This is a genomic window from Serratia proteamaculans (assembly GCF_949794035.1).
In the GTDB taxonomy this organism is placed as follows: Bacteria; Pseudomonadota; Gammaproteobacteria; order Enterobacterales; family Enterobacteriaceae; genus Serratia; species Serratia proteamaculans.
This window is the reverse complement of record NZ_OX461105.1, coordinates 753212-773764: the sequence shown is the minus strand read 5'-3', so window position 1 is coordinate 773764 and position 20553 is coordinate 753212. Positions and strand designations below refer to the sequence as shown.

Genomic DNA, 20553 nt, shown 5'->3' with positions numbered 1-20553 from the left:
TCTCTCCGTTTTGTGCCTGTCGCTGCGAGATCATAAAAAGATTACTCAGCATGATCTCTTTGTTGAAACATTAAAACTCTTTTCTCAGCCAGCTATTGATACGTTTAAACCAATTGCCCACCGAGGCGCGTTTTTCTACTTCTGCCTCACCACTCAGGTGAGACTCTTTTCCATAGTGCAGCAGACCTACCGCCGTAGAGTAGTAAGGCTCCTGCGCATAATCCGTCAGACCCGTGATGTTCAAGGGTTGGCCGATGCGTACCTGGGTATGGAATACCCGTTGCGCACAAGCTGCCAGGCCATCAATCTGGGCGGCGCCACCGGTCAGCACAATACCCGCTGCCAGATGATGCTTAACCCCTTGCTGACGCAGTTGCTCCTGCAATTGCAAAATCTCATCGTTAACCAGATTCAACAGTTCGGTGTAGCGTGGCTCAATAACTTCAGCCAGTGTCTGTCTTTGCAGACTACGAGGAGGACGCCCCCCAACGCTTGGCACCTCTACACTTTCATCCTTGCTAACAATCGACCCAAGCGCACAGCCGTGTCGAACTTTGATCGCTTCCGCATCTGTCGGCGGTGTGCCGAAGGCGTAGGCGATATCGCTGGTGACCACGTTCCCGGCGTAAGGGATCACTTTGGTGTGGCGCAACGCACCGCCGGTGTACACCGCCATATCCATGGTGCCCCCGCCGATATCCACCACACAAACGCCGAGTTCGCGCTCATCTTCGGTCAGTACCGCATAGCTGGCGGCCAGACCGGCGAAAATAAGTTGGTCTACTTTCAGACCGCAACGTTCTACTGCCTTAACGATGTTCTTCGCCATATCGTTATGACAGGTAATCAGGTGCACCTTGGCTTGCATACGCACGCCGGACAACCCAACCGGGTTTTTGATGCCTTCCTGATAGTCGATGGCGTATTCCTGAGGGATGACGTGCAGGATGCGGTGTTCATCGCGTACGCGTACCGATTTAGCGGTATGCACCACGTTCTCCACATCTTCCTGTGTCACTTCCTCTTCGGAAATAGGAACCATCCCTATTTCGTTCTGGCAACTGATGTGTTTCCCCGATAATGCGAGGTAAACCGAAGAAATCTGGCAATCAGCCATCAGTTCGGCCTGATCGATAGCGCGCTGTACGCACTTCACTACCGATTCCAGGTCGTTAACGCCACCCTTATCCATGCCGCGAGACGGGCAGCTGCCCACCCCGATAATGTTGACCATGCCATCGGGCAGAACTTCCCCTACCAATGCGGAGACTTTTGCAGTACCGATCTCCAGTCCAACTACCAGTTTTCTGTCCGTCGACTTGATCATTGTTGTTTTGCCTGTGCCTGATTCTGTTGCTGATTACTGTTTTGCTGATCGCCTGCTGCCTGCGGGTCGATTAACACTGGGGCCCAACCTACCGATGCACCGGCCTCATAGCGTAAGTCGACATAGCTGACTCGCTTGCTTTCTGCCTGCCCCTGCTGCTGCAATACCGGATAAAGCTCGATAAAGCGCTGCAGGCGTCCGGTGCGATCGTCGCGTCCCAGCTCCAGCCGAACATCATTATCCAAAGCCAGCTGCCAGGAGTGGCGGGCACTCATGGCCGCCATTTTCAGCGTATATTTGCTGGCCGCTAACATGCTGCTCATGGTCCGATATCCATCCAGAACATCCTGTTCGCTCCCTTCCGGGCCATAAAGCAACGGCAATTTCTGTTTGCCAATTCGTTCTGCCGGCACGCTGAAGGATTTGCCTTCGGCGTCCACCATGTGCAAATCATTCCAGCGCGCTACCGGGACATACTCCACCAGGTGGATTTTCAGCTCATCCGGCCACTGCTTGCGTACGCTGGCCTGCTTGATCCACGGCAGGCGTTCAATCTGTTGCTGGATGATGTCCACATCCTGCGTCATGAAAGTCCCCGGCGATCCCAACGCCAGGATCGCCTGGCGAATATCGTCGTTGGTGGTGTAGTGACGTTCCCCGGTCACCACCAGTCGTGACAGCGGCAGGCGGCTGGCGTCTTTCATCCAGCCAATCACCGCCCAGCCACTCCACAGGACCGTTCCCAACACCATCAGCAGGAAAACCATTCCCGCCAACTGGGTTCCATTGCTGCGGCGCGGGTTGTTATCCACCTCGCGTTCACGTGCATTCAGGGCAGCTTGCGACATATCAGTCGGCCAACTCCAAAATTCTCGCTACCAGCTGCGAGAAGCTTAAACCAGACTGGCGCGCTGCCATCGGCACCAGGCTATGACTGGTCATGCCTGGCGAGGTATTCACCTCAAGCAGATAGAAGCTGCCATCGCTATCCTGCATTACATCCACACGGCCCCAGCCGCTGCAGTCCAGCCCACGGTAGGCGCGTAACGCCAGGGCAGCCATCTCGGCTTCCTGTTCCGCACCCAGGCCACTCGGACAGAAATATTGGGTATCGTCCGAAATGTACTTGGCCTGATAGTCGTAAAACACGCCGGCCGGCTGAATGCGGATCGAAGGCAGAACCTGGTCACCCAGCATCGCCACCGTGTATTCCGGGCCACTCAGCCATTTCTCGACCAGGACGTCGTCGTCATGGCGGAAACCTTCTTCCAATGCCGCTTCAAGCGCGTCACGCTCGGTGACCTTGCTCATCCCGACGCTGGAACCTTCACGGCTTGGCTTGACGATCAGCGGCAGGCCCAGGGCCTCCACGCGAGCAATCAGCGTCGCTTTCTCTGCACCGGCATACTGCTTGCGGTTCAGCGCTACATAGGGCGCAACCGGCAAGCCCATCGACTGCCACACCATCTTGGTACGCCATTTGTCCATGGTCAGCGCCGAAGCCATCACACCGCTGCCGGTATAAGGCAGTTCGAGGAACTCCAGCATCCCTTGCAGGGTGCCGTCTTCACCGCCGCGACCGTGCAGCGCGATAAATACCTTGGTAAACCCGTGCTCTTTCAGTTGGGTTACCGGGAAGTCACGGATATCAATGCCGTGGGCATCGATACCGGCTTCACGCAGCCCGGCCAGTACGGCGGCGCCGGATTGCAATGACACTTCACGTTCAGCGGAGGTGCCACCCAGCAGTACGGCAACTTTATCGGCCATGATGTTCCTCCTCTTTTTTCTGTGGCTGCAGTTTCAGCTCAGCCAGTTTGCGGGCAACTTTACCCACGTTACCGGCGCCCTGCACCAGTACCAAATCGTCGGCTTGCAGCAACTGCGCCAGGGTTTCCGGCACCGTGTCCGCATCGGAAACCAGAATCGGATCCAGCTTGCCGCGGCTGCGAATGGTCCGGCACAGCGAGCGGCTGTCCGCCCCCGGGATTGCCGTCTCACCCGCGGAATACACATCCAGCATCAGCAACACATCGACCTGCGACAGCACATTGGCGAAATCGTCGTACAGATCGCGAGTACGTGTGTAACGGTGCGGCTGGAAAATCATCACCAGACGTTTGTCCGGCCAACCGGCACGTGCGGCTTTCAGCGTTGCGTCAACTTCGGTCGGATGGTGACCATAATCATCCACCAGCATCGCACTACCACTTTTGCCGTTTACCGGCTCCAGCGGGAATTCGCCGAGGAAATCAAAGCGGCGACCGGTACCCTGGAAATTCGCCAGCGCACGCAGGATATCTGCGTCGTCAATGCCTTCTTCTGTTGCTACCGCCACTGCCGCCGCGGCGTTCAACGCGTTATGGCGGCCCGGTGCGTTCAGGGTCACCGTCATCAACGGCTTATCCTGACGGCTCAGGGTAAAGTGGCCCTGTGGCCCCACCTGACGGTAGTTCTCGATGCGAACATCGGCATCATCGCTAAAACCGTAAGTGGTGATATGGCGGCCCACGCGTGGCAGCAATTCGCGCACCACCGGGTCATCAACACACATCACCGCACGGCCGTAGAACGGCAGGTTGTGCAAAAAGTTAATAAACGTCTGCTTCAGAATCTCGAAGTCGCCCTGGTAAGTCTCCATATGGTCGGCTTCGATATTGGTGACAATCGCCACCATCGGCTGCAAATGCAGGAACGACGCATCGCTCTCATCCGCTTCCGCAATCAGGTAACGGCTGGATCCCAAACGTGCATGGGTACCCGCCGCTTTCACCAGTCCGCCGTTCACAAAGGTCGGATCCAGACCGGCTTCGGCATAAATGTTCGATACCATCGCCGTGGTCGTAGTCTTGCCGTGCGTACCGGCAACGGCGATACCGTGGCGGAAGCGCATCAGTTCAGCCAGCATCTCTGCGCGACGGATCACCGGGATACGCGCCTCACGGGCAGCGACAATTTCCGGGTTGTCGGCGGAAATGGCGGTAGAAACTACCACTACGCTGGCATCCAGCACGTTTTCCGGGCGGTGATGGAAGTAAATCGTCGCCCCGAGCGCGCTCAACTGTTGGGTTACCGGGTTCGGTGCCAGATCGGAACCGCTGATTTGATAACCTTCATTAGCCAACACTTCGGCGATACCACCCATGCCGGCGCCACCGATGCCGACAAAGTGAATGTGCCGGACGCGTCGCATCTCGGGCACGATAGTACGTAGTTTCGCCAGTTGTTGTGTATTCATCACTCTCTCTAATCCGGGTCCGGCTTGCCGGGCCCCTGTATGACATTCTTTAATTCAGGTCCGGCGTACCGAACCCCTGCAAATTATTTGGCGACCCGCACCAGCTCCGCCGCCACGCGTTCGGTGGCATCCGGGATAGCGACTGCACGTGCCTTTTCAGCCATCGCCAACAGCGTTGGGCGATCCCAGCTGGCCAGCAGTTCTGCCACGACATCGGCGTTAAACTGTGGCTGTTCGATAATCTTCGCCGCGCCGGCTTCTTCCAGCGGACGAGCATTCCAATACTGCTGACGGTCTTTGTGCTGGAACGGCACAAATATCGCCGGCAGGCCCGCAGCAGCAATCTCGCTGACGGTCAGCGCGCCGGAACGGCACACCACCACATCAGCCCAGGCGTAGGCGGCAGCCATGTCATCAATAAACTCGGTCACCTTGTGCTGTGTCTGCCCTACCCTCTCGTAGTCGCGTAACACGTTTTCCAGCGCGCCTTTACCTACCTGATGCCAGAGCGTCATTTTATCGCCCAATTTCGCCGCGACTTCAGGAACTGTCTGATTCAGCACCCTGGCGCCCTGACTTCCGCCTATAACCAGCACGCGGGTCGGCCCTTCACGGCCAATCAATCGCTCTGCCGGCAACGGTAGCGCCAGTACGTCGGTTCGCACCGGGTTGCCCACCACTTCCGCGTTCGGGAACGCGCCGGGGAAGGCTTGCAGCACGGTTTTGGCAATGCGCGCCAGCCAGCGGTTGGTCAACCCGGCAATGCCGTTTTGCTCGTGCAATACCACCGGGATACCGCACAGCCATGCCGCCAAACCGCCAGGGCCGGAAACATAACCGCCCATGCCCAACACCACGTCCGGCTGGTAGCTGCGCATAATCGCCTTCGCCTGACGAACGGCGTGCCAGATACGCAGCGGTGCGCTCAACTGGGCCTTCAGCCCTTTGCCGCGCAGGCCGGAAATACGGATGAAATCAATCTCGATCCCGTGCTTGGGCACCAGATCGGCTTCCATTCGGTCTGCGGTTCCAAGCCAGCGCACCTGCCAGCCCTGCGCCATCAGATGATGTGCGACCGCCAGTCCCGGGAACACATGTCCGCCGGTACCGCCTGCCATCACCATTAAACGCTTAGGTTTCCCGCTCATCCCTTACCTCTTCACAAACGCCTGGGCTTTAGCCAGACGCGTTTCATAATCAATACGCAGTAACAGCACGATCGCCGTCGACATAATCAACAGGCTCGAGCCGCCGTAACTTATCAGCGGCAGCGTCAGGCCCTTGGTCGGCAACATACCGGCGGCGGCCCCGACGTTAACCAGCGCCTGGAAGCTAAACCAGACGCCAATTGAGCAGGCCAAAAAGCCGGAAAAGCGTTGATCGAGCTCCAGCGCACGGCGGCCAATCGACATAGCACGAAAAGCGACGCAGAATACCATTAACAATGCGAAAACCACACCGATATAGCCCAGTTCTTCGCCTAAAATCGAGAAGATAAAGTCGGTGTGCGCCTCCGGCAAATACTCGAGTTTCTGCACCGAGTTGCCCAACCCCTGTCCCCAGAACTCACCGCGCCCAAAGGCCATCAGCGACTGGGTCAACTGGTAGCCGCTGCCGAACGGATCGGCCCATGGATTCCAGAACGAAGTCACGCGGCGCATACGGTAAGGCTCGGCAATGATCAACAGCGCCACGGCGAAGCCACCAGAGCCGATAATCGCCAGGAACTGCCACATTTTGGCGCCGGCCAGGAACAGCATCGCCAGCGTAGTGATAAACAGCACTACCACGGTACCGAGGTCCGGCTGTGCCAACAGCAATACCGCCAGCACCACCATTACACCCATCGGCTTACAGAAGCCCCAGAAGTTGGTACGCACTTCTTCTACCTTGCGCACCAGATAGCTCGCCAGGTAACAGAACAGCGACAGCTTGGACAGCTCCGCCGGCTGAATACGCAATGGCCCCAATGCAATCCAGCGCGATGCCCCGTTTACCGAGCTACCGACCACCAGCACGATCAGCAGCATCACAATCGACATCAGTAGCATGACATTGCTGTAACGCTGCCAGACTTCCATCGGAATGCGCAGCGTCACCATCGACAGGCCAAATGCCAACCCGAGGTACAGCGCGTCACGCTTGGCGAACAGGAAAGGATCGTCTGCCAAACGCTGGCCGATCGGCATCGACGCCGAAGTCACCATCACAAAGCCGACAATGGCCAACCCAAAGGTCAGCCACAGCAGGGTACGGTCGTACAGCACCATATTGACCGAATCGTTATCCCGCGATCCCGCCACCCAGTTTTTAAACAGTTCGGTCAGCCCGAAGTTCGGCAAGCGTAGTCTCATCCACCGAGCTCCTGTGCCAGGCGGGCGAACTCATCGCCGCGCACTTCAAAATTACGGAACTGATCCAGGCTGGCGCATGCCGGTGACAGTAACACCATATCGCCGGACTGCACCCGACCGGCTATCGCCTGCATCGCCTGTTCCATGGTCTCGGTCAGCGTAGCCACCTCCGGTCGCAGCTGCGCCAGCTGTTCACCATCACGGCCGAAGCAGTAAAGGCGGACATTGTCGCCTTGCAGATACTGCGCCAGCGGGGAGAAGTCGGCAGATTTGCCGTCGCCGCCCAGCAGCAGGTGCAGAGTGCCGTCAACCTGCAGACCATTCAACGCCGCTTCGGTGCTGCCGACGTTGGTGGCTTTGGAATCGTTAATCCAGCGTACGCCGTTATGTTCCCAGGCCAGTTGGAAGCGGTGTGCCAACCCGGTAAAGGTGGTTAACGCTTTCAGGCTGGAAGCACGCGGGATATTCACCGCATCGGCCAGTGCCAACGCCGCCAGCGCATTGGTATAGTTGTGGCGGCCGGTCAGCTTCATCTCACGGGTATTGAGGATTTTCTCGCCGCGCACGCGCAGCCAGGTTTCACCCAGTTGACGGTTCAGATGGTAGTCGCCCACATCGGCACCGAAGCTGATGCAGCGCTGGTCGGCACCGCGTACTGGCATGGTCAGCGCATCATCCGCATTCACCACGCACAGGTTGGCATTTTCATAAACGCGCAGTTTGGCCGCACGGTACTGCTGCAGGCCAAACGGATAGCGGTCCATGTGATCTTCGGTGACATTCAAAATGGTCGCCGCAGCCGCATGCAGGCTGAAGGTGGTTTCCAGTTGGAAACTTGACAGCTCCAGCACGTACAGCTGGCATTCCTGGCGCAACAGGCTCAGCGCCGGCAGGCCGATATTGCCGCCAACCCCCACCGCCCAACCGGCCGCTTTCGCCATCTCACCCACCAGAGTGGTGACGGTGCTTTTGCCGTTAGAGCCAGTGATGGCTACGATCGGTGCCTGGGCTTCGCGACAGAACAGCTCGACGTCACCGACGATCTCCACGCCAGCCTCTGCAGCAGCGCTTAATGCCGGGGTCGCCAACGCCATGCCTGGACTGGCGACGATCAAATCTGCCGCCAACAGCCAGTCCAGATTCAAATCGCCCAAATGACGCTCAACGCTTTCAGGCAGCTTGTCCAGCCCTGGCGGTGAGATGCGGGTATCCATAACGCGTGGCGTCACGCCGCGCGTCATAAAGAAATCAACACAGGACAGGCCGGTGAGGCCCAGCCCGATGATGACCACTTTTTTACCCTGATAATCCGTCATAATTACCGCACCTTCAGCGTCGCCAGGCCAATCAGCACCAGCATCAGCGAAATAATCCAAAAGCGCACGATCACGCGCGGTTCTGGCCAGCCCTTCAATTCATAGTGGTGGTGAATCGGTGCCATGCGGAAGATACGTTGTCCGCGCAGCTTGAACGACCCCACCTGCAAAATCACCGACAGCGTTTCAACCACGAACACGCCGCCCATAATCAACAGTAAAAACTCTTGGCGCAGCAGCACCGCAATGGTGCCCAACGCGCCGCCCAGTGCCAGGGAGCCAACATCACCCATAAAGACCTGAGCCGGGTAGGTGTTGAACCACAGGAAGCCCAGACCGGCACCGACGATGGCGGTACAGACGATTACCAGCTCACCGGCATGGCGCAGATAAGGAATGTGCAGGTAGTTGGCGAAGTTCATGTTACCGGTCGCCCAGGCCACCAGCGCAAAGCCCGCGGCCACAAACACCGTTGGCATAATCGCCAGGCCATCCAGCCCGTCGGTCAGGTTGACCGCGTTGCTGGTGCCCACAATCACAAAGTACGCCAGCAGCACGTATAACAGGCCGAGCTGCGGCATGATGTCCTTAAAGAACGGCACAACCAGCTCGGTGGCTGGCGTGTCTTTTCCTACGGCATACATGGCGAAGGCAACCACCAACGCAATCACCGACTGCCAGAAGTATTTCCAGCGGGCAATCAGCCCTTTGGTGTCTTTACGCACCACCTTGCGGTAATCATCAACGAAGCCAACAATCCCGTAACCCACCAGCACGAACAGTACACACCACACATAAGGATTCGACGGATAGGCCCACATCAATACCGAAACGGTGATGGAGGTCAGGATCATGATGCCGCCCATGGTCGGCGTACCGCGCTTGCTGAAATGCGACTCCGGACCGTCGTTACGCACCACCTGGCCGAAGGACATCTCCTGCAGGCGTTTAATCACCCGCGGCCCCATCCACAAGGAGAGGAACAGCGCGGTCAGCAGGCTGACAATGGCTCGGAACGTCAGGTAGGAAAAGACGTTGAAGCCGGAATAATATTTGACCAAATGTTCGGCCAGCCAAACTAACATGGTGCTTTCTCCTGTAACGCGCGTACTACCTGCTCCATTGCGGCACTACGTGAACCCTTGATTAACACGGTAATTACCGCATGCTCTGACAGTAATTCCGCCACGCGCGCGATCACTGCTGCCTTATCCTGTAAATGTTCGCCATGACCCGAGGCTGCAACCAGCACCTGGCTTAACGGGCCAACGCCCAACACTTTATCCACCCCTGCCAGCCGGGCGGCTTCGCCCACCTGACGGTGACATTCTTCGGCTTCTGCCCCTAACTCTGCCATGTCACCCACCACCATCACGCGGTAGCCCGGCATTTCCGCCAGCACCTGTGCGGCAGCCGTCATTGAACCGACGTTGGCGTTATAGCTGTCATCCAGCAGCAGCTGGTGGTCAGAAAGCGCAATCGGGAACAAACGCCCCGGTACCGCCTGTAACTGTTTCAATCCCTGACGCACGGCTTCGAGCGAGGCACCCGCCGACATTGCCAGCGCCGCAGCGGCCAACGCATTGGCCACGTTATGACGGCCCGGCAGCGGCAATGCGATGGGCGCGGTACCGAACGGGCTGTGCAGCGTAAACTGCGTGCCTTTGCCATTCACCTGCACATCGCTGGCGAAGAAATCGATGTTTTCTGCCGCCTGCGGCGAGAAACGCCAGACGGTTTTGCCGTCCAGCATGCTCTGCCAGTGCGGCCAGTCGTTATTGTCGGCGTTGAGGATTGCCACGCCGTCAGCCGGCAAACCGGCAAAAATTTCGCCTTTCGCCTGAGCGACACCGGCCAAAGAGCCAAAGCCTTCCAGGTGGGCGGCCGCCAGGTTATTCACCAGTGCGGTCTGCGGACAGGTTAAAGCCGTGGTGTAAGCAATTTCACCAATATGGTTGGCGCCCAGCTCAATCACGGCAAAGTCGTGCTGCGGCTGCAAACGCAACAACGTCAGCGGCACGCCGATATCGTTGTTGAAGTTACCGGCGGTATACAGCACTTCACCGCATTCACGCAGAATGGCCGCAGTCATTTCTTTCACCGAGGTCTTGCCCGATGAACCGGTTAATGCCACTACGCGAGTCGGCACCTGCTGACGAACCCAGGCAGCAAGCTGTCCCAGAGCCAGGCGGGTATCTTTTACCACCAGTTGCGGAACCTCCACCAATAAGCGCTTACTTACCAGCAGCGCCCCAGCGCCAGCGGCTACCGCATCAACAGCAAAATCGTGAGCGTCGAAACGCTCGCCTTTCAATGCCACAAACAGGCAACCCGCGGTTACCTGACGGGTATCTGTCGTCACCTCAACGATTTGGCAATCGGCGCCGATCAACTCAGCGTTCAATACATCGGCCAGTGTCCGAAGGGAGACAGGGATCATGCTACTACCCCCAGCAGACGCGCTACGGTGGTGCGATCGGAGTAATCCAGGCGGCGATTCCCCACCAGTTGGTAGTCCTCGTGGCCTTTACCTGCCACCAGTACCACATCTTGTTCTTTAGCTTGCATGATGGCGCTGGTTACCGCTTCCGCACGACCGTGGATCACCAGAGCACGTCCGGCGTCCAGCAGGCCGGTCAGGATATCGGCGATGATCGCCTGCGGCTCTTCGGTACGAGGGTTATCGTCGGTCACGACCACGCGATCGGCGAACTGTTCGGCGATACCGCCCATCAACGGACGCTTGCCTTTGTCACGATCGCCGCCACAGCCAAACACGCACCACAACTGCCCCAGGCAGTGCAAGCGAGCGGCTTCCAAGGCTTTTTCCAGCGCGTCCGGGGTGTGGGCGTAATCGACCACTACCGTCGGTTTACCCGGCGCGTTGAACACTTCCATTCGGCCGCAGACCGGCTGCAGCTGATTGCCGGTGGCGACCAATTTGTCCAGCGGATACCCCAGCGACAGCAGCGTCGCCAGTGCCAGCAGCAGATTGCTGACGTTGAAGGCCCCCATCAAGCGGCTTTCAATCTCACCGTCACCCCAGCTTGAACTGAAGTGGATGGTGGCACCGTTATCGTGATAGTTGACCGCAGTGGTCTTCAGCCAGCGGCCATGGCAGCCCGGCTGCAGGTTATCCTGCATGGTAACGGCCACGGCATCCGGTAATTTGCTCAACCAGCGCTGACCGACTTCATCATCAGCATTGATAATCGCCTGGCCCACTTCGTGACCGGCGAACAGCGACCACTTGGCCGCTTCGTAATTGGCCATATCACCGTGGTAATCCAGGTGATCGCGGCTCAGGTTGGTGAATACGGCAGCGGCAAAAGGTAACGCCGCCACGCGGTGCTGCACCAGCCCATGGGAAGAAACTTCCATCGCGGCAAAGGTCGCACTGCTGTCGACCAATTCGTTCAACACGTGCTGAATATCCACCGCAGAACCGGTGGTATTCTCCGTTGGGCATACCTGGCCCAACAGACCGTTGCCCACGGTGCCCATCACGGCGCTGGTTTCGCCCAACAGTTGGCCCCACTGCGCCAGCAGTTGAGTGGTGGTGGTTTTGCCGTTAGTCCCGGTGACGCCAACCAGACGCAGGCGCTCCGCCGGCTGATGGTAAAAACGACCGGCCAACGCGGAAAGACGCTGATTGAGCTGGCTCAGATAAATCACCGGCACGCCGTGCATTTCAGTAATAGCGCCGTCTTCAGCCTGACCTTCAGCTTCGGCAATCACAGCGGCAACGCCCTGCGCGATGGCCTGCGGAATATAGCGGCGTCCATCCGTTTGATGGCCGACAACGGCGACAAACAGATCCCCGGCAGCCGCAATACGGCTGTCTAATGTCATTTCCCGCAGCGCGCGCCCGGGCGCCGTTGGCACCCACGGAGCGAGTAAATCGCGCAAATTACGATCGGCCACCTGAACCCTCTTTTCTGTTAATTACAAAATCGCTTTTCTCACCGGTAGGCAACGCATCCGGCTCGACGTTCATGGTGCGCAATACGCCGCCCATGATGGCGCCAAACACCGGTGCGGAGATCGCACCACCGTAGTATTTCCCACCCTGCGGGTCATTGATGACCACCACCAGAGCAAATCGGGGATTACTCGCCGGCGCAACGCCGGCGGTATAAGCGATGTATCGGTTGACGTATTTGCCGTCCGGGCCCACTTTTTTGGCGGTACCGGTTTTGATGGCAATACGGTAGCCCTTGATCGCGGCTTTCACCCCACCGCCGCCCGGCAGGGCAACGCTTTCCATCATGTGCACCACAGTGCGCACCAGAGGTTCAGGGAACACGCGCTCACCGGCAACCGGTGGGTCAACCTTGGTAATCGACAACGGGCGATAAACGCCCAAACTGCCGATCGTTGCGTAGACTCGCGCTAACTGTAACGGGGTTACCATTAGCCCATAGCCGAAAGAGAAGGTGGCCCTCTCTATGTCAGACCACCGTTGTTTTTTTGGGTATATGCCACTGCTTTCTCCGACCAGCCCCAAATTGGTCGCTTTTCCCAATCCAAAACGAGAGTAAGTATCTACTAACGCTGAGGACGGCATCGATAACGCCAGTCGTGAAACACCGACGTTACTCGACTTCTGCAAGATCCCGGTCAGGGAGAGTTCCGCATAACGCGCAACGTCCCTGATTTCCTTGCCGTTGATACGGTAAGGGACGGTATTCAGCACGCTGTTTTCTTTCACAATGCCGTGCTGCAATGCCGTCATGACCACCATAGGTTTCACGGTGGAGCCGGGTTCAAAAATATCGGTGATAGCACGGTTACGCATGGTTTCTTTCGGCGTACCGGCCATATTGTTCGGGTTGTAAGACGGGCTGTTGGCCATGGCCAATACTTCGCCGGTGTTCACGTCCACCAGTACTGCGGTACCGGATTCGGCCTTGTTGAACGCCACGGCATTGTTCAGTTCGCGATAAACCAGCGCCTGCAGACGTTCGTCGACGCTCAGCACCAGGTTATGCGCCGCCTGGCTGTCGACCGAGGAGATATCCTCAATCACCCGGCCATAGCGGTCTTTACGCACGGTTCTTTCGCCCGGTTGCCCGGTCAGCCAGCGATCAAAGCTCTTCTCGACGCCTTCAATCCCCTGGCCATCAATGTTGGTCACGCCGATGATATGCGAGGTCACCTGGCCGGAAGGATAGTAACGGCGAGACTCCTGACGCAGGTAAATCCCCGGCAGTTTCAGCTTGTGGATGTAATCGCCAATCGCCGGGTTCACCTGGCGCGCCAGGTAGACAAAGCGCCCTTTCGGGTTGGCGTTAATACGGGTAGAAAGCTGATCCAGCGGGATATTCAACGCATCGGACAGTGCCTTCCAACGGCTGTCCAGCGTTATGCCACCACGCTCATTCAGCTCTTTCGGGTCAGCCCAAATGGCGTTAACCGGCACGCTCACCGCCAACGGGCGCCCTGAGCGATCGCTGATCATCCCGCGAGAGGTTGGCACTTCCTGCACGCGCAGTGAACGCATGTCGCCTTCTTTCACCAGGCGGTCCGGGTTAATTACCTGCAGATAAGCCACACGCAGCATCAACCCCACCAACGCCAGCAAAATACAGCCGCACAGCAACGCAAAACGCCAGCTTACAAAGCTGGCCTGATCTTCCTGGCGTTTCAACTTACCGGGGCGTGCTGCTTTCATGCGTTCCCTTTCTACTCCGTGTAGTGATTTCAGTTAAACCATTCATTGTTTAACGATGATATTTTCCTGCGATGGATCAACATGTTGCATCTGCAGTTTTTCAGTAGCGATGCGCTCTACCCGACTGTGATCCCCAAGAGCATTCTCTTCCAGAATCAGGTTGCGCCACTCAATGTCCAGAGCATCTCGCTCTAAAACAAGCTGCTCGCGCTCGGCGGTCAGCAAACGGGTACGGTGCGCGGTAGTCACCACAAAAACCGCAGACACCAGCGAGGCAATCAGCAAAATCAACGGGATCTTGGCGTTACGCAGCAGATCGCCGCCAATCACCCCGACTAAGCCATGACGCTCATTACCAATCACGCGGGCATCCTCTCGGCAATACGCAACACCGAGCTACGCGCACGTGGGTTTTCCGCCACTTCGGCATCTCCAGGCATCATCTTGCCCAGCGCTTTCAGCGTGCGTCCGCCCATGCTGCGCAATTGCGCTTCGGTCAGCGGAATACCGGCCGGTACCTGAGCACCGCGACTGTGGTGGCGCATAAAGCGTTTAACGATACGGTCTTCCAGCGAGTGGAAGCTGATCACCGACAGGCGACCCTGCGGGGCCAGCACTTCCAGCGCGCCGTCCAGCGCACGTTCGATCTCTTCCAACTCACTGTTGATGTAGATGCGGATCGCCTGGAAACTACGGGTTGCCGGGTGTTTGTGTTTATCCCGGAACGGGCTGGCGTTGGCGATCAAATCAGCCAGCTGTTTGGTGCGAGTCATCGGATCGACCAGATTTCTTTCCACGATGGCGCGAGCGATACGCTTGGCGAAACGCTCCTCGCCAAAGGTTTTCAACACCCAGGCAATGTCGTCGGCTTCCGCTTTCATCAGCCACTCTGAGGCTGACTGACCGCTTGAGGAGTCCATACGCATATCCAGTGGTCCGTCACGCATGAAGGAGAAGCCGCGTTCTGCGTCATCCAACTGCGGCGAAGAAACGCCCAGATCGAGTAAAATGCCATCTATCTGCCCCACTAATTCGCGTTCCCGCACATAGTGTGACAAATCTGAAAATGGGCCGTGTACGATGCTAAAACGAGGATCTTCAATAGACTTGGCGGCTGCAATCGCCTGTGGGTCGCGGTCAATTGCCAGCAAACGCCCTTCCGGCCCCAACTGGGACAGAATCAGACGCGAATGGCCACCGCGGCCAAAAGTACCGTCGATATATATGCCGTTACTGCGAATATTGAGACCTTTTACCGCCTCATCCAACAGTACGGTGGTGTGTTTATAATTTTCCAACATGCTTATAGCGACAAGTCCTGTAGCCGCTCAGACAACGGTTCCTGAGTCGACTGTTCTGCGTCAATATCATCCTTGACTTGTTGATACCAGGTCTGTTCATCCCACAGTTCAAACTTGTTGAACTGCCCGACCAGCATCACTTCTTTGGTGAGCCCGGCGTGTTGGCGTAGCGTTGTCGCTAACAGCAACCGACCGGCGCTATCCATCTGACACTCACTAGCATGTCCCAACAGCAAGCGCTGAACGCGGCGCTCGGCGGGATTCATACTCGACAGACGGGATAACTTTTGCTCGATAATTTCCCATTCGGGCAGTGGGTAAAGCAGTAGGCAGGGCTGATGGAGGTCAATGGTGCAAACCATTTGGCCTAGCGATTGCTCGTTCAGCAAATCCCGGTAACGGGTGGGTACGGCAAGCCGCCCTTTGCTGTCGAGATTAACCATCGTTGCTCCACGGAACATGCCTGAGCTACCCCTCCACGACCATTTTCACCACTTTACCCCACAAATTCCCACATAATGGAGTTTACGGAGGGTATGAAAACCTTGTCAAGCCAGAGCGCCAGCGCTTTGGCAATATTTCTTCGGTCATTTTGGGAGCTGGCTCGCGAAAGGAACGCTATTTATTAGATGATTAAAAATTAACATCATGATAAACGGGGAGAAATTTCTAAGCGGAAAGAACGTGATTAAAAACCTGACAAATTGGCGATTAATTAACTCAATACTTCCTTCTGCAATCGATGTCTCATTTTTTAGCTCGGCAATCACATCCCTGTAACCCGTTGGGACCCGCACCGGACAAGGCCCGGCGCAAACTTGCCTTACCGCCGAAATAGGGCTTAAGCCATTGAGTTAATAACGCTCAACGGTTATTACGCCCCACACCGGCCGCTATTTTACTTCAATTAAAGCCTCAGTGATAAGTTCGCTGAAAAAATAAATGACTCGGATATTACGAGGGGAGCTAATTTCGATTTAAATCAATTTAGTAAGATTATTCTCAAAATACCTGTTTACAATTATGGTTTCATTTCCTTACATCATTTATTCCCACAATTTTTACTGTGAAAAAGCAGTTCGCCGCAACAAATAATGCAACTCATTGTTTTTTATTGAATAGTTGCAATTCATCCATTTTTAATCCCTTCGCGCCATATTCCTCTGCCCGAGCTCAGCACAAAAACCACGCAACACCTTAAAATAAAAATATTTAGCTACTTAGTTAATTCATAGCGGAAGTGTAAACTACAAAAAGAATAAAAAACCAGATTTAACAACCAATAATTAATGATTTAACAGAATATTAACCAATAACCACGGAGATTGCATCATGCTTTCGCCTGTCCCTCATTGGCGCAGCGCCGCTGCCGATACCTTTGCACTGGTGGTGTACTGCTTCATCGCCGGTATGGCGATAGAAATCCTGGTGTCCGGCATGAGCTTTCAACAATCACTCTCGTCCCGTTTGCTGTCGATCCCGGTGAACATCCTGATCGCCTGGCCCTATGGCCGCTATCGCGATCTGTTTATCCGTGTCGCCAGGCGCTTTCACCGCCAACCCTTTTTACTGCGCAACCTGGCCGACCTGTTGGCCTATGTCAGTTTCCAGTCCCCCGTCTATGCCGCCATCCTGTGGAGCGTCGGTGCCGATGGGCAACAAATCATGACGGCGGTGACCAGTAACGCAGTGGTGTCGATGGCAATGGGCGTGGTGTACGGTTACTTTCTCGAATACTGCAGAAGATTGTTCAGAGTGGCAGGCTACGTGTGAAGCATGAAGCAGGAGCGCAACGGCGCGCTCCTGTTGAGGATTATTTCCTGCTAAGACTGCCGCGACGGAACAGATTGCGCCGGATGCGCGTCAGACCCGGTTTGGGTTTACGCGGTTCATCCAGGCTGGCGAGCACCAGTTCCAGCACGCGCTCGGCCACGTCACGGTGACGCTGGGCGACCGCCAGAACCGGACACTCGAGGAAGTCCAACAGCTCGTGATCGCCAAAGGTAGCGATCGCCAGATCGGTCGGCAAGCGGCCACGTTGCTTCAGCGTCACGTCCATCACCCCTTGCAGCAAAGAGAATGAGGTGGTGAACAACGCCTGGGGCATCGGATGGGTTTTCAGCCATTCGGCAAACAACACGCCGGCAGCCTCACGCTCATAACTGTTGGCATACAGATAATCGACATGCCGCTCGTCATCCTGCCATGCCTCACGGAACCCCTGCTCACGCAGGAAGCTGACGGAAAGCTCCGGCAAGGCCCCCAGATACAGCACCGATTCAGCCGGGAAGGTACGAAGCTCCTGCGCCAGCGCGAATGAGTCCTCTTGATCGGCCCCCACCACGCTGATGAAATGCTCGCGATCCAGTGCCCGGTCCAGAGCAATAATCGGCAGTGGATCGTTGGCCCAACGCTGATAGAACGGGTGCTCCGGCGGTAAGGCGGTGGAAACGATCAGCGCGTCGACCTGGCGTTGCAACAGGTGCTCAATGCAGCGCATTTCGTTATCCGGCTGATCTTCCGAACAGGCAATCAACAACTGGTAGCCGCGTTGGCGAGCCTGACGTTCCAGATAGTTGGCAATGCGGGTGTAGCTGGTGTTTTCCAGATCCGGTATCACCAGACCGATTGAACGAGTCCGCCCGGCGCGCAGCCCTGCCGCGACGGCATTCGGATGATAGTTGTGCTCCCTGACCACGGCCATCACTTTTTCGACGGTTTTATCGCTGACACGATACTGCTTCGCCTTGCCGTTGATGACATAACTGGCCGTAGTGCGCGAAACGCCTGCGAGACGCGCGATTTCATCCAGTTTCACGTTAACCCCTTAATGACGCTGAAAATAGAAGTGAAAACCATGCCCGGATTAACCATCGCATCCTGTGCGGTTATTCAATCCAGCCTCTGCGATCTAACAGCAGAAAACACTGCCTAGCAACCGCTTTTGCCGAAAGGTGCCAGCAAACGGGCAAAAAACACCGAAAAACAAAGGGCGCAGCCTGGCTACGCCCCTAGATTATGCCGGTATCACGCCTCAGCGCATGATTTTATCGCCGCGCGACACGCCGACCACACCGGAACGCGCCACCTCGACAATTTCGGCCACTTCACGCACCGCACTCAGGAACGCATCCAGCTTGTCGCTGGTACCTGCCAGCTGAACGGTGTATAGCGTGGCGGTGACGTCGACAATCTGACCGCGGAAAATGTCGGCGCAGCGTTTCACCTCTTCGCGGCCATAACCGCTGGCCTGCAGCTTCACCAGCATGATTTCACGCTCAACGTGCGCGCCCTGCACCAGTTCGCTGACGCGCAGCACGTCCACCAACTTATGCAGCTGCTTTTCGATCTGCTCCAGCACTTTCTCATCGCCAACGGTTTGAATCGTCATTCGTGACAGAGTGGGATCGTCGGTCGGTGCTACCGTCAGGCTTTCAATGTTGTAACCGCGCTGAGAGAACAAGCCCACCACACGCGATAACGCACCGGATTCATTTTCCAGCAATACAGATAAAATACGGCGCATGATCAGGTCCTCTCCGTTTTGCTTAACCACATTTCGTCCATGCTTCCACCCCGGATCTGCATCGGGTAAACATGTTCGGTCTCATCGACGGTGACGTCGACAAATACCAGACGCTCCTTCTCGGCCAGCGCCTGTGCCAGTTTGCTTTCCAGCTCATCCGGGGTGCGAATGGCGATGCCTACGTGGCCATAAGCCTCCGCCAGTTTGACGAAGTCCGGCAGGGAATCCATATAAGACTGGGAGTGGCGGCCGGAATAAATCATGTCCTGCCACTGCTTCACCATCCCCAGATAGCGGTTGTTCAGGTTCACCACGATCACCGGCAGGTTGTACTGCAGCGCGGTGGACAGCTCCTGAATGTTCATCTGGATACTGCCGTCCCCGGTGACACACACCACGGTTTCATCAGGCAGCGCCAACTTCACGCCCAGCGCCGCCGGCAGACCAAAGCCCATGGTGCCCAGCCCGCCGGAGTTAATCCAACGGCGTGGCTTGTCGAAGGGATAATAGAGCGCGGCGAACATCTGGTGCTGGCCGACATCGGAAGTGACATAAGCGTCACCCTTGGTCAGCCGGTGCAGGGTTTCGATCACTGCCTGTGGCTTAATGGTGCCGCTGTTTTTGTCGTAGCTCAGGCAATCGCGCGCGCGCCACTGCTCAATGGACTGCCACCAGTCACGCAACGCATCGTGGTCCTGCGCCTTGTCTTCCTGTGCCAGAAGCTCCAGCATCTGCGTAAGCACCTGTTTGGCATCGCCAACAATTGGAATATCGGCGTCTACCGTCTTGGAAATTGAGGTAGGGTCAATGTCGATATGCAGTACGGTAGCGTCCGGGCAATATTTGGCCAGGTTGTTGGTGGTACGATCGTCAAAACGCACGCCGACGGCAAAAATCACGTCAGAGTTGTGCATGGTTTTGTTGGCTTCATAAGTGCCGTGCATGCCGAGCATGCCGACGCTCTGGCGATGCGTACCGGGAAAGGCACCCAACCCCATCAGGGTGCAGGTCACCGGCAGATTCAGCTTCTCCGCCAATTCCAGCAGCTCTGCCTCACAGGCCGAGTTGATCGCCCCGCCGCCAACGTACATCACGGGTTTTTTAGCCGACAGTACGGTGTGTAACGCACGCTTAATCTGCCCGCGATGCCCTTGCACTGTCGGGTTATAGGAACGCATGCTCACTTCCTGCGGATAGGCGTAAGGCATTCTCACCGCCGGACCCACGATGTCTTTCGGCAGGTCGATCACCACCGGACCAGGGCGACCGGTAGAAGCCAGGTAAAAAGCCTTCTTCAGGATGCCGGGAATATCTTCGGTGCGTTTGACCAGGAAGCTGTGCTTCACTACCGGGCGAGAAATCCCCACCATGTCGCACTCCTGGAAGGCATCATAGCCAATCAGCGAGCTGGGAACCTGACCGGACAGCACTACCATTGGGATGGAATCCATATAGGCGGTCGCAATGCCGGTGATCGCATTGGTCGCTCCGGGACCTGAGGTCACCAGCACCACCCCCACTTCGCCAGTCGCACGCGCATAGCCATCGGCCATATGCACGGCACCTTGCTCATGGCGTACCAATATGTGATCGATTCCTCCGACCGTATGCAGGGCATCGTAGATATCGAGTACCGCCCCGCCCGGATAACCGAATACATGCTTAACGCCCTGATCGATCAACGATCGGACGACCATCTCGGCTCCTGACAACATCTCCATGGGTTTGCCTCCAGGCTAACTTATTCTTATCTGGCGCCGGAACGTGGCGCCTGTTGTGGGGCAATACCCCAAACTTTTTATGGATTGACTATAACC

At 56.7% G+C, this 20553-nt stretch carries 18 protein-coding genes; 1 reads left to right on the top strand and 17 read right to left on the bottom strand.

Features of this window, described 5'->3' with window-relative positions:
• Nucleotides 1–70 precede the first annotated feature (70 nt).
• From ftsA to mraZ, 14 genes are all read right to left on the bottom strand, one after another.
• Complete coding sequence (gene ftsA, locus QOT07_RS03490; RefSeq protein WP_004950148.1) at nucleotides 71–1327, bottom strand: cell division protein FtsA; 1257 nt, start codon at nucleotides 1325–1327, stop codon at nucleotides 71–73.
• Nucleotides 1324–2175 (bottom strand): cell division protein FtsQ, encoded by an 852-nt coding sequence (gene ftsQ, locus QOT07_RS03485; RefSeq protein ID WP_099063078.1) that lies wholly within the window; start codon nucleotides 2173–2175, stop codon nucleotides 1324–1326. The genes ftsA and ftsQ overlap by 4 nt, the downstream gene beginning before the upstream one ends.
• 1 nt (nucleotide 2176) lies before the next feature.
• Entirely contained in the window at nucleotides 2177–3097 is a 921-nt protein-coding gene (locus QOT07_RS03480) for a D-alanine--D-alanine ligase (RefSeq protein ID WP_085120232.1), read from the bottom strand.
• Nucleotides 3087–4565 carry a UDP-N-acetylmuramate--L-alanine ligase gene (murC, locus tag QOT07_RS03475; RefSeq protein WP_085120231.1) on the bottom strand — a complete coding sequence of 493 codons (1479 nt, stop codon included), beginning with the start codon at nucleotides 4563–4565 and terminating at the stop codon, nucleotides 3087–3089. The genes QOT07_RS03480 and murC overlap by 11 nt, the downstream gene beginning before the upstream one ends.
• Nucleotides 4566–4648: 83 nt before the next feature.
• Nucleotides 4649–5713, bottom strand: a complete 1065-nt coding sequence (gene murG, locus QOT07_RS03470) for an undecaprenyldiphospho-muramoylpentapeptide beta-N-acetylglucosaminyltransferase (RefSeq protein WP_099063079.1) — start codon at nucleotides 5711–5713, stop codon at nucleotides 4649–4651.
• 3 nt (nucleotides 5714–5716) lie between these two features.
• Nucleotides 5717–6919 carry a cell division protein FtsW gene (gene ftsW / locus QOT07_RS03465; RefSeq protein WP_207979267.1) on the bottom strand — a complete coding sequence of 401 codons (1203 nt, stop codon included), beginning with the start codon at nucleotides 6917–6919 and terminating at the stop codon, nucleotides 5717–5719.
• Nucleotides 6916–8235: a UDP-N-acetylmuramoyl-L-alanine--D-glutamate ligase gene (murD, locus tag QOT07_RS03460; RefSeq protein WP_283602573.1), complete on the bottom strand. Its 1320-nt coding sequence runs from the start codon at nucleotides 8233–8235 to the stop codon at nucleotides 6916–6918. The genes ftsW and murD overlap by 4 nt, the downstream gene beginning before the upstream one ends.
• A 2-nt stretch (nucleotides 8236–8237) precedes the next feature.
• Nucleotides 8238–9320: a phospho-N-acetylmuramoyl-pentapeptide-transferase gene (gene mraY, locus QOT07_RS03455; RefSeq protein ID WP_012005208.1), complete on the bottom strand. Its 1083-nt coding sequence runs from the start codon at nucleotides 9318–9320 to the stop codon at nucleotides 8238–8240.
• Nucleotides 9314–10675 (bottom strand): UDP-N-acetylmuramoyl-tripeptide--D-alanyl-D-alanine ligase, encoded by a 1362-nt coding sequence (gene murF, locus QOT07_RS03450; protein ID WP_283602572.1) that lies wholly within the window; start codon nucleotides 10673–10675, stop codon nucleotides 9314–9316. Before murF ends, mraY begins: the two co-directional genes overlap by 7 nt.
• Entirely contained in the window at nucleotides 10672–12159 is a 1488-nt protein-coding gene (gene murE, locus QOT07_RS03445) for a UDP-N-acetylmuramoyl-L-alanyl-D-glutamate--2,6-diaminopimelate ligase (protein ID WP_283602571.1), read from the bottom strand. Before murE ends, murF begins: the two co-directional genes overlap by 4 nt.
• Complete coding sequence (locus QOT07_RS03440; protein WP_099063083.1) at nucleotides 12146–13909, bottom strand: peptidoglycan glycosyltransferase FtsI; 1764 nt, start codon at nucleotides 13907–13909, stop codon at nucleotides 12146–12148. Before QOT07_RS03440 ends, murE begins: the two co-directional genes overlap by 14 nt.
• 42 nt (nucleotides 13910–13951) lie before the next feature.
• Nucleotides 13952–14272 carry a cell division protein FtsL gene (gene ftsL / locus QOT07_RS03435; RefSeq protein ID WP_012005204.1) on the bottom strand — a complete coding sequence of 107 codons (321 nt, stop codon included), beginning with the start codon at nucleotides 14270–14272 and terminating at the stop codon, nucleotides 13952–13954.
• Nucleotides 14269–15210 carry a 16S rRNA (cytosine(1402)-N(4))-methyltransferase RsmH gene (rsmH, locus tag QOT07_RS03430; RefSeq protein WP_085120224.1) on the bottom strand — a complete coding sequence of 314 codons (942 nt, stop codon included), beginning with the start codon at nucleotides 15208–15210 and terminating at the stop codon, nucleotides 14269–14271. Before rsmH ends, ftsL begins: the two co-directional genes overlap by 4 nt.
• A 2-nt stretch (nucleotides 15211–15212) precedes the next feature.
• Entirely contained in the window at nucleotides 15213–15671 is a 459-nt protein-coding gene (gene mraZ / locus QOT07_RS03425) for a division/cell wall cluster transcriptional repressor MraZ (protein WP_085120223.1), read from the bottom strand.
• Nucleotides 15672–16542: 871 nt separating this feature from the next.
• Here mraZ and QOT07_RS03420 point away from each other — a divergent pair.
• Complete coding sequence (locus tag QOT07_RS03420; RefSeq protein ID WP_085120222.1) at nucleotides 16543–16983, top strand: L-alanine exporter AlaE; 441 nt, start codon at nucleotides 16543–16545, stop codon at nucleotides 16981–16983.
• Between the two features lie 40 nt (nucleotides 16984–17023).
• Here QOT07_RS03420 and cra read toward each other — a convergent pair whose 3' ends face one another.
• The 3 genes from cra to ilvI all read right to left on the bottom strand — a co-directional run bounded on the left by cra (nucleotide 17024) and on the right by ilvI (nucleotide 20457).
• Nucleotides 17024–18028, bottom strand: coding sequence for a catabolite repressor/activator (cra, locus tag QOT07_RS03415; protein ID WP_085120221.1), 1005 nt, complete (start codon nucleotides 18026–18028; stop codon nucleotides 17024–17026).
• A 216-nt stretch (nucleotides 18029–18244) separates the two neighbouring features.
• Nucleotides 18245–18736, bottom strand: a complete 492-nt coding sequence (gene ilvN / locus QOT07_RS03410) for an acetolactate synthase small subunit (RefSeq protein WP_004932806.1) — start codon at nucleotides 18734–18736, stop codon at nucleotides 18245–18247.
• A 2-nt stretch (nucleotides 18737–18738) separates the two neighbouring features.
• A complete protein-coding gene (gene ilvI, locus QOT07_RS03405; protein ID WP_099063084.1) occupies nucleotides 18739–20457 on the bottom strand; it encodes an acetolactate synthase 3 large subunit in 1719 nt (572 codons plus the stop codon).
• Between the last annotated feature and the right edge of the window lie 96 nt (nucleotides 20458–20553).

Coding starts and splice junctions, on each gene's coding strand:
- murG (WP_099063079.1), bottom strand. CDS start 5,713: ATGAGCGGGAAACCTAAGCGTTTAATGGTGATGGCAGGCGGTACCGGC.
- murD (WP_283602573.1), bottom strand. CDS start 8,235: ATGACGGATTATCAGGGTAAAAAAGTGGTCATCATCGGGCTGGGCCTC.
- mraY (WP_012005208.1), bottom strand. CDS start 9,320: ATGTTAGTTTGGCTGGCCGAACATTTGGTCAAATATTATTCCGGCTTC.
- murC (WP_085120231.1), bottom strand. CDS start 4,565: ATGAATACACAACAACTGGCGAAACTACGTACTATCGTGCCCGAGATG.
- ilvN (WP_004932806.1), bottom strand. CDS start 18,736: ATGCGCCGTATTTTATCTGTATTGCTGGAAAATGAATCCGGTGCGTTA.
- QOT07_RS03480 (WP_085120232.1), bottom strand. CDS start 3,097: ATGGCCGATAAAGTTGCCGTACTGCTGGGTGGCACCTCCGCTGAACGT.
- ftsQ (WP_099063078.1), bottom strand. CDS start 2,175: ATGTCGCAAGCTGCCCTGAATGCACGTGAACGCGAGGTGGATAACAAC.
- ilvI (WP_099063084.1), bottom strand. CDS start 20,457: ATGGAGATGTTGTCAGGAGCCGAGATGGTCGTCCGATCGTTGATCGAT.
- ftsA (WP_004950148.1), bottom strand. CDS start 1,327: ATGATCAAGTCGACGGACAGAAAACTGGTAGTTGGACTGGAGATCGGT.
- ftsW (WP_207979267.1), bottom strand. CDS start 6,919: ATGAGACTACGCTTGCCGAACTTCGGGCTGACCGAACTGTTTAAAAAC.
- rsmH (WP_085120224.1), bottom strand. CDS start 15,210: ATGTTGGAAAATTATAAACACACCACCGTACTGTTGGATGAGGCGGTA.
- QOT07_RS03440 (WP_099063083.1), bottom strand. CDS start 13,909: ATGAAAGCAGCACGCCCCGGTAAGTTGAAACGCCAGGAAGATCAGGCC.
- mraZ (WP_085120223.1), bottom strand. CDS start 15,671: ATGTTCCGTGGAGCAACGATGGTTAATCTCGACAGCAAAGGGCGGCTT.
- QOT07_RS03420 (WP_085120222.1), top strand. CDS start 16,543: ATGCTTTCGCCTGTCCCTCATTGGCGCAGCGCCGCTGCCGATACCTTT.
- murF (WP_283602572.1), bottom strand. CDS start 10,675: ATGATCCCTGTCTCCCTTCGGACACTGGCCGATGTATTGAACGCTGAG.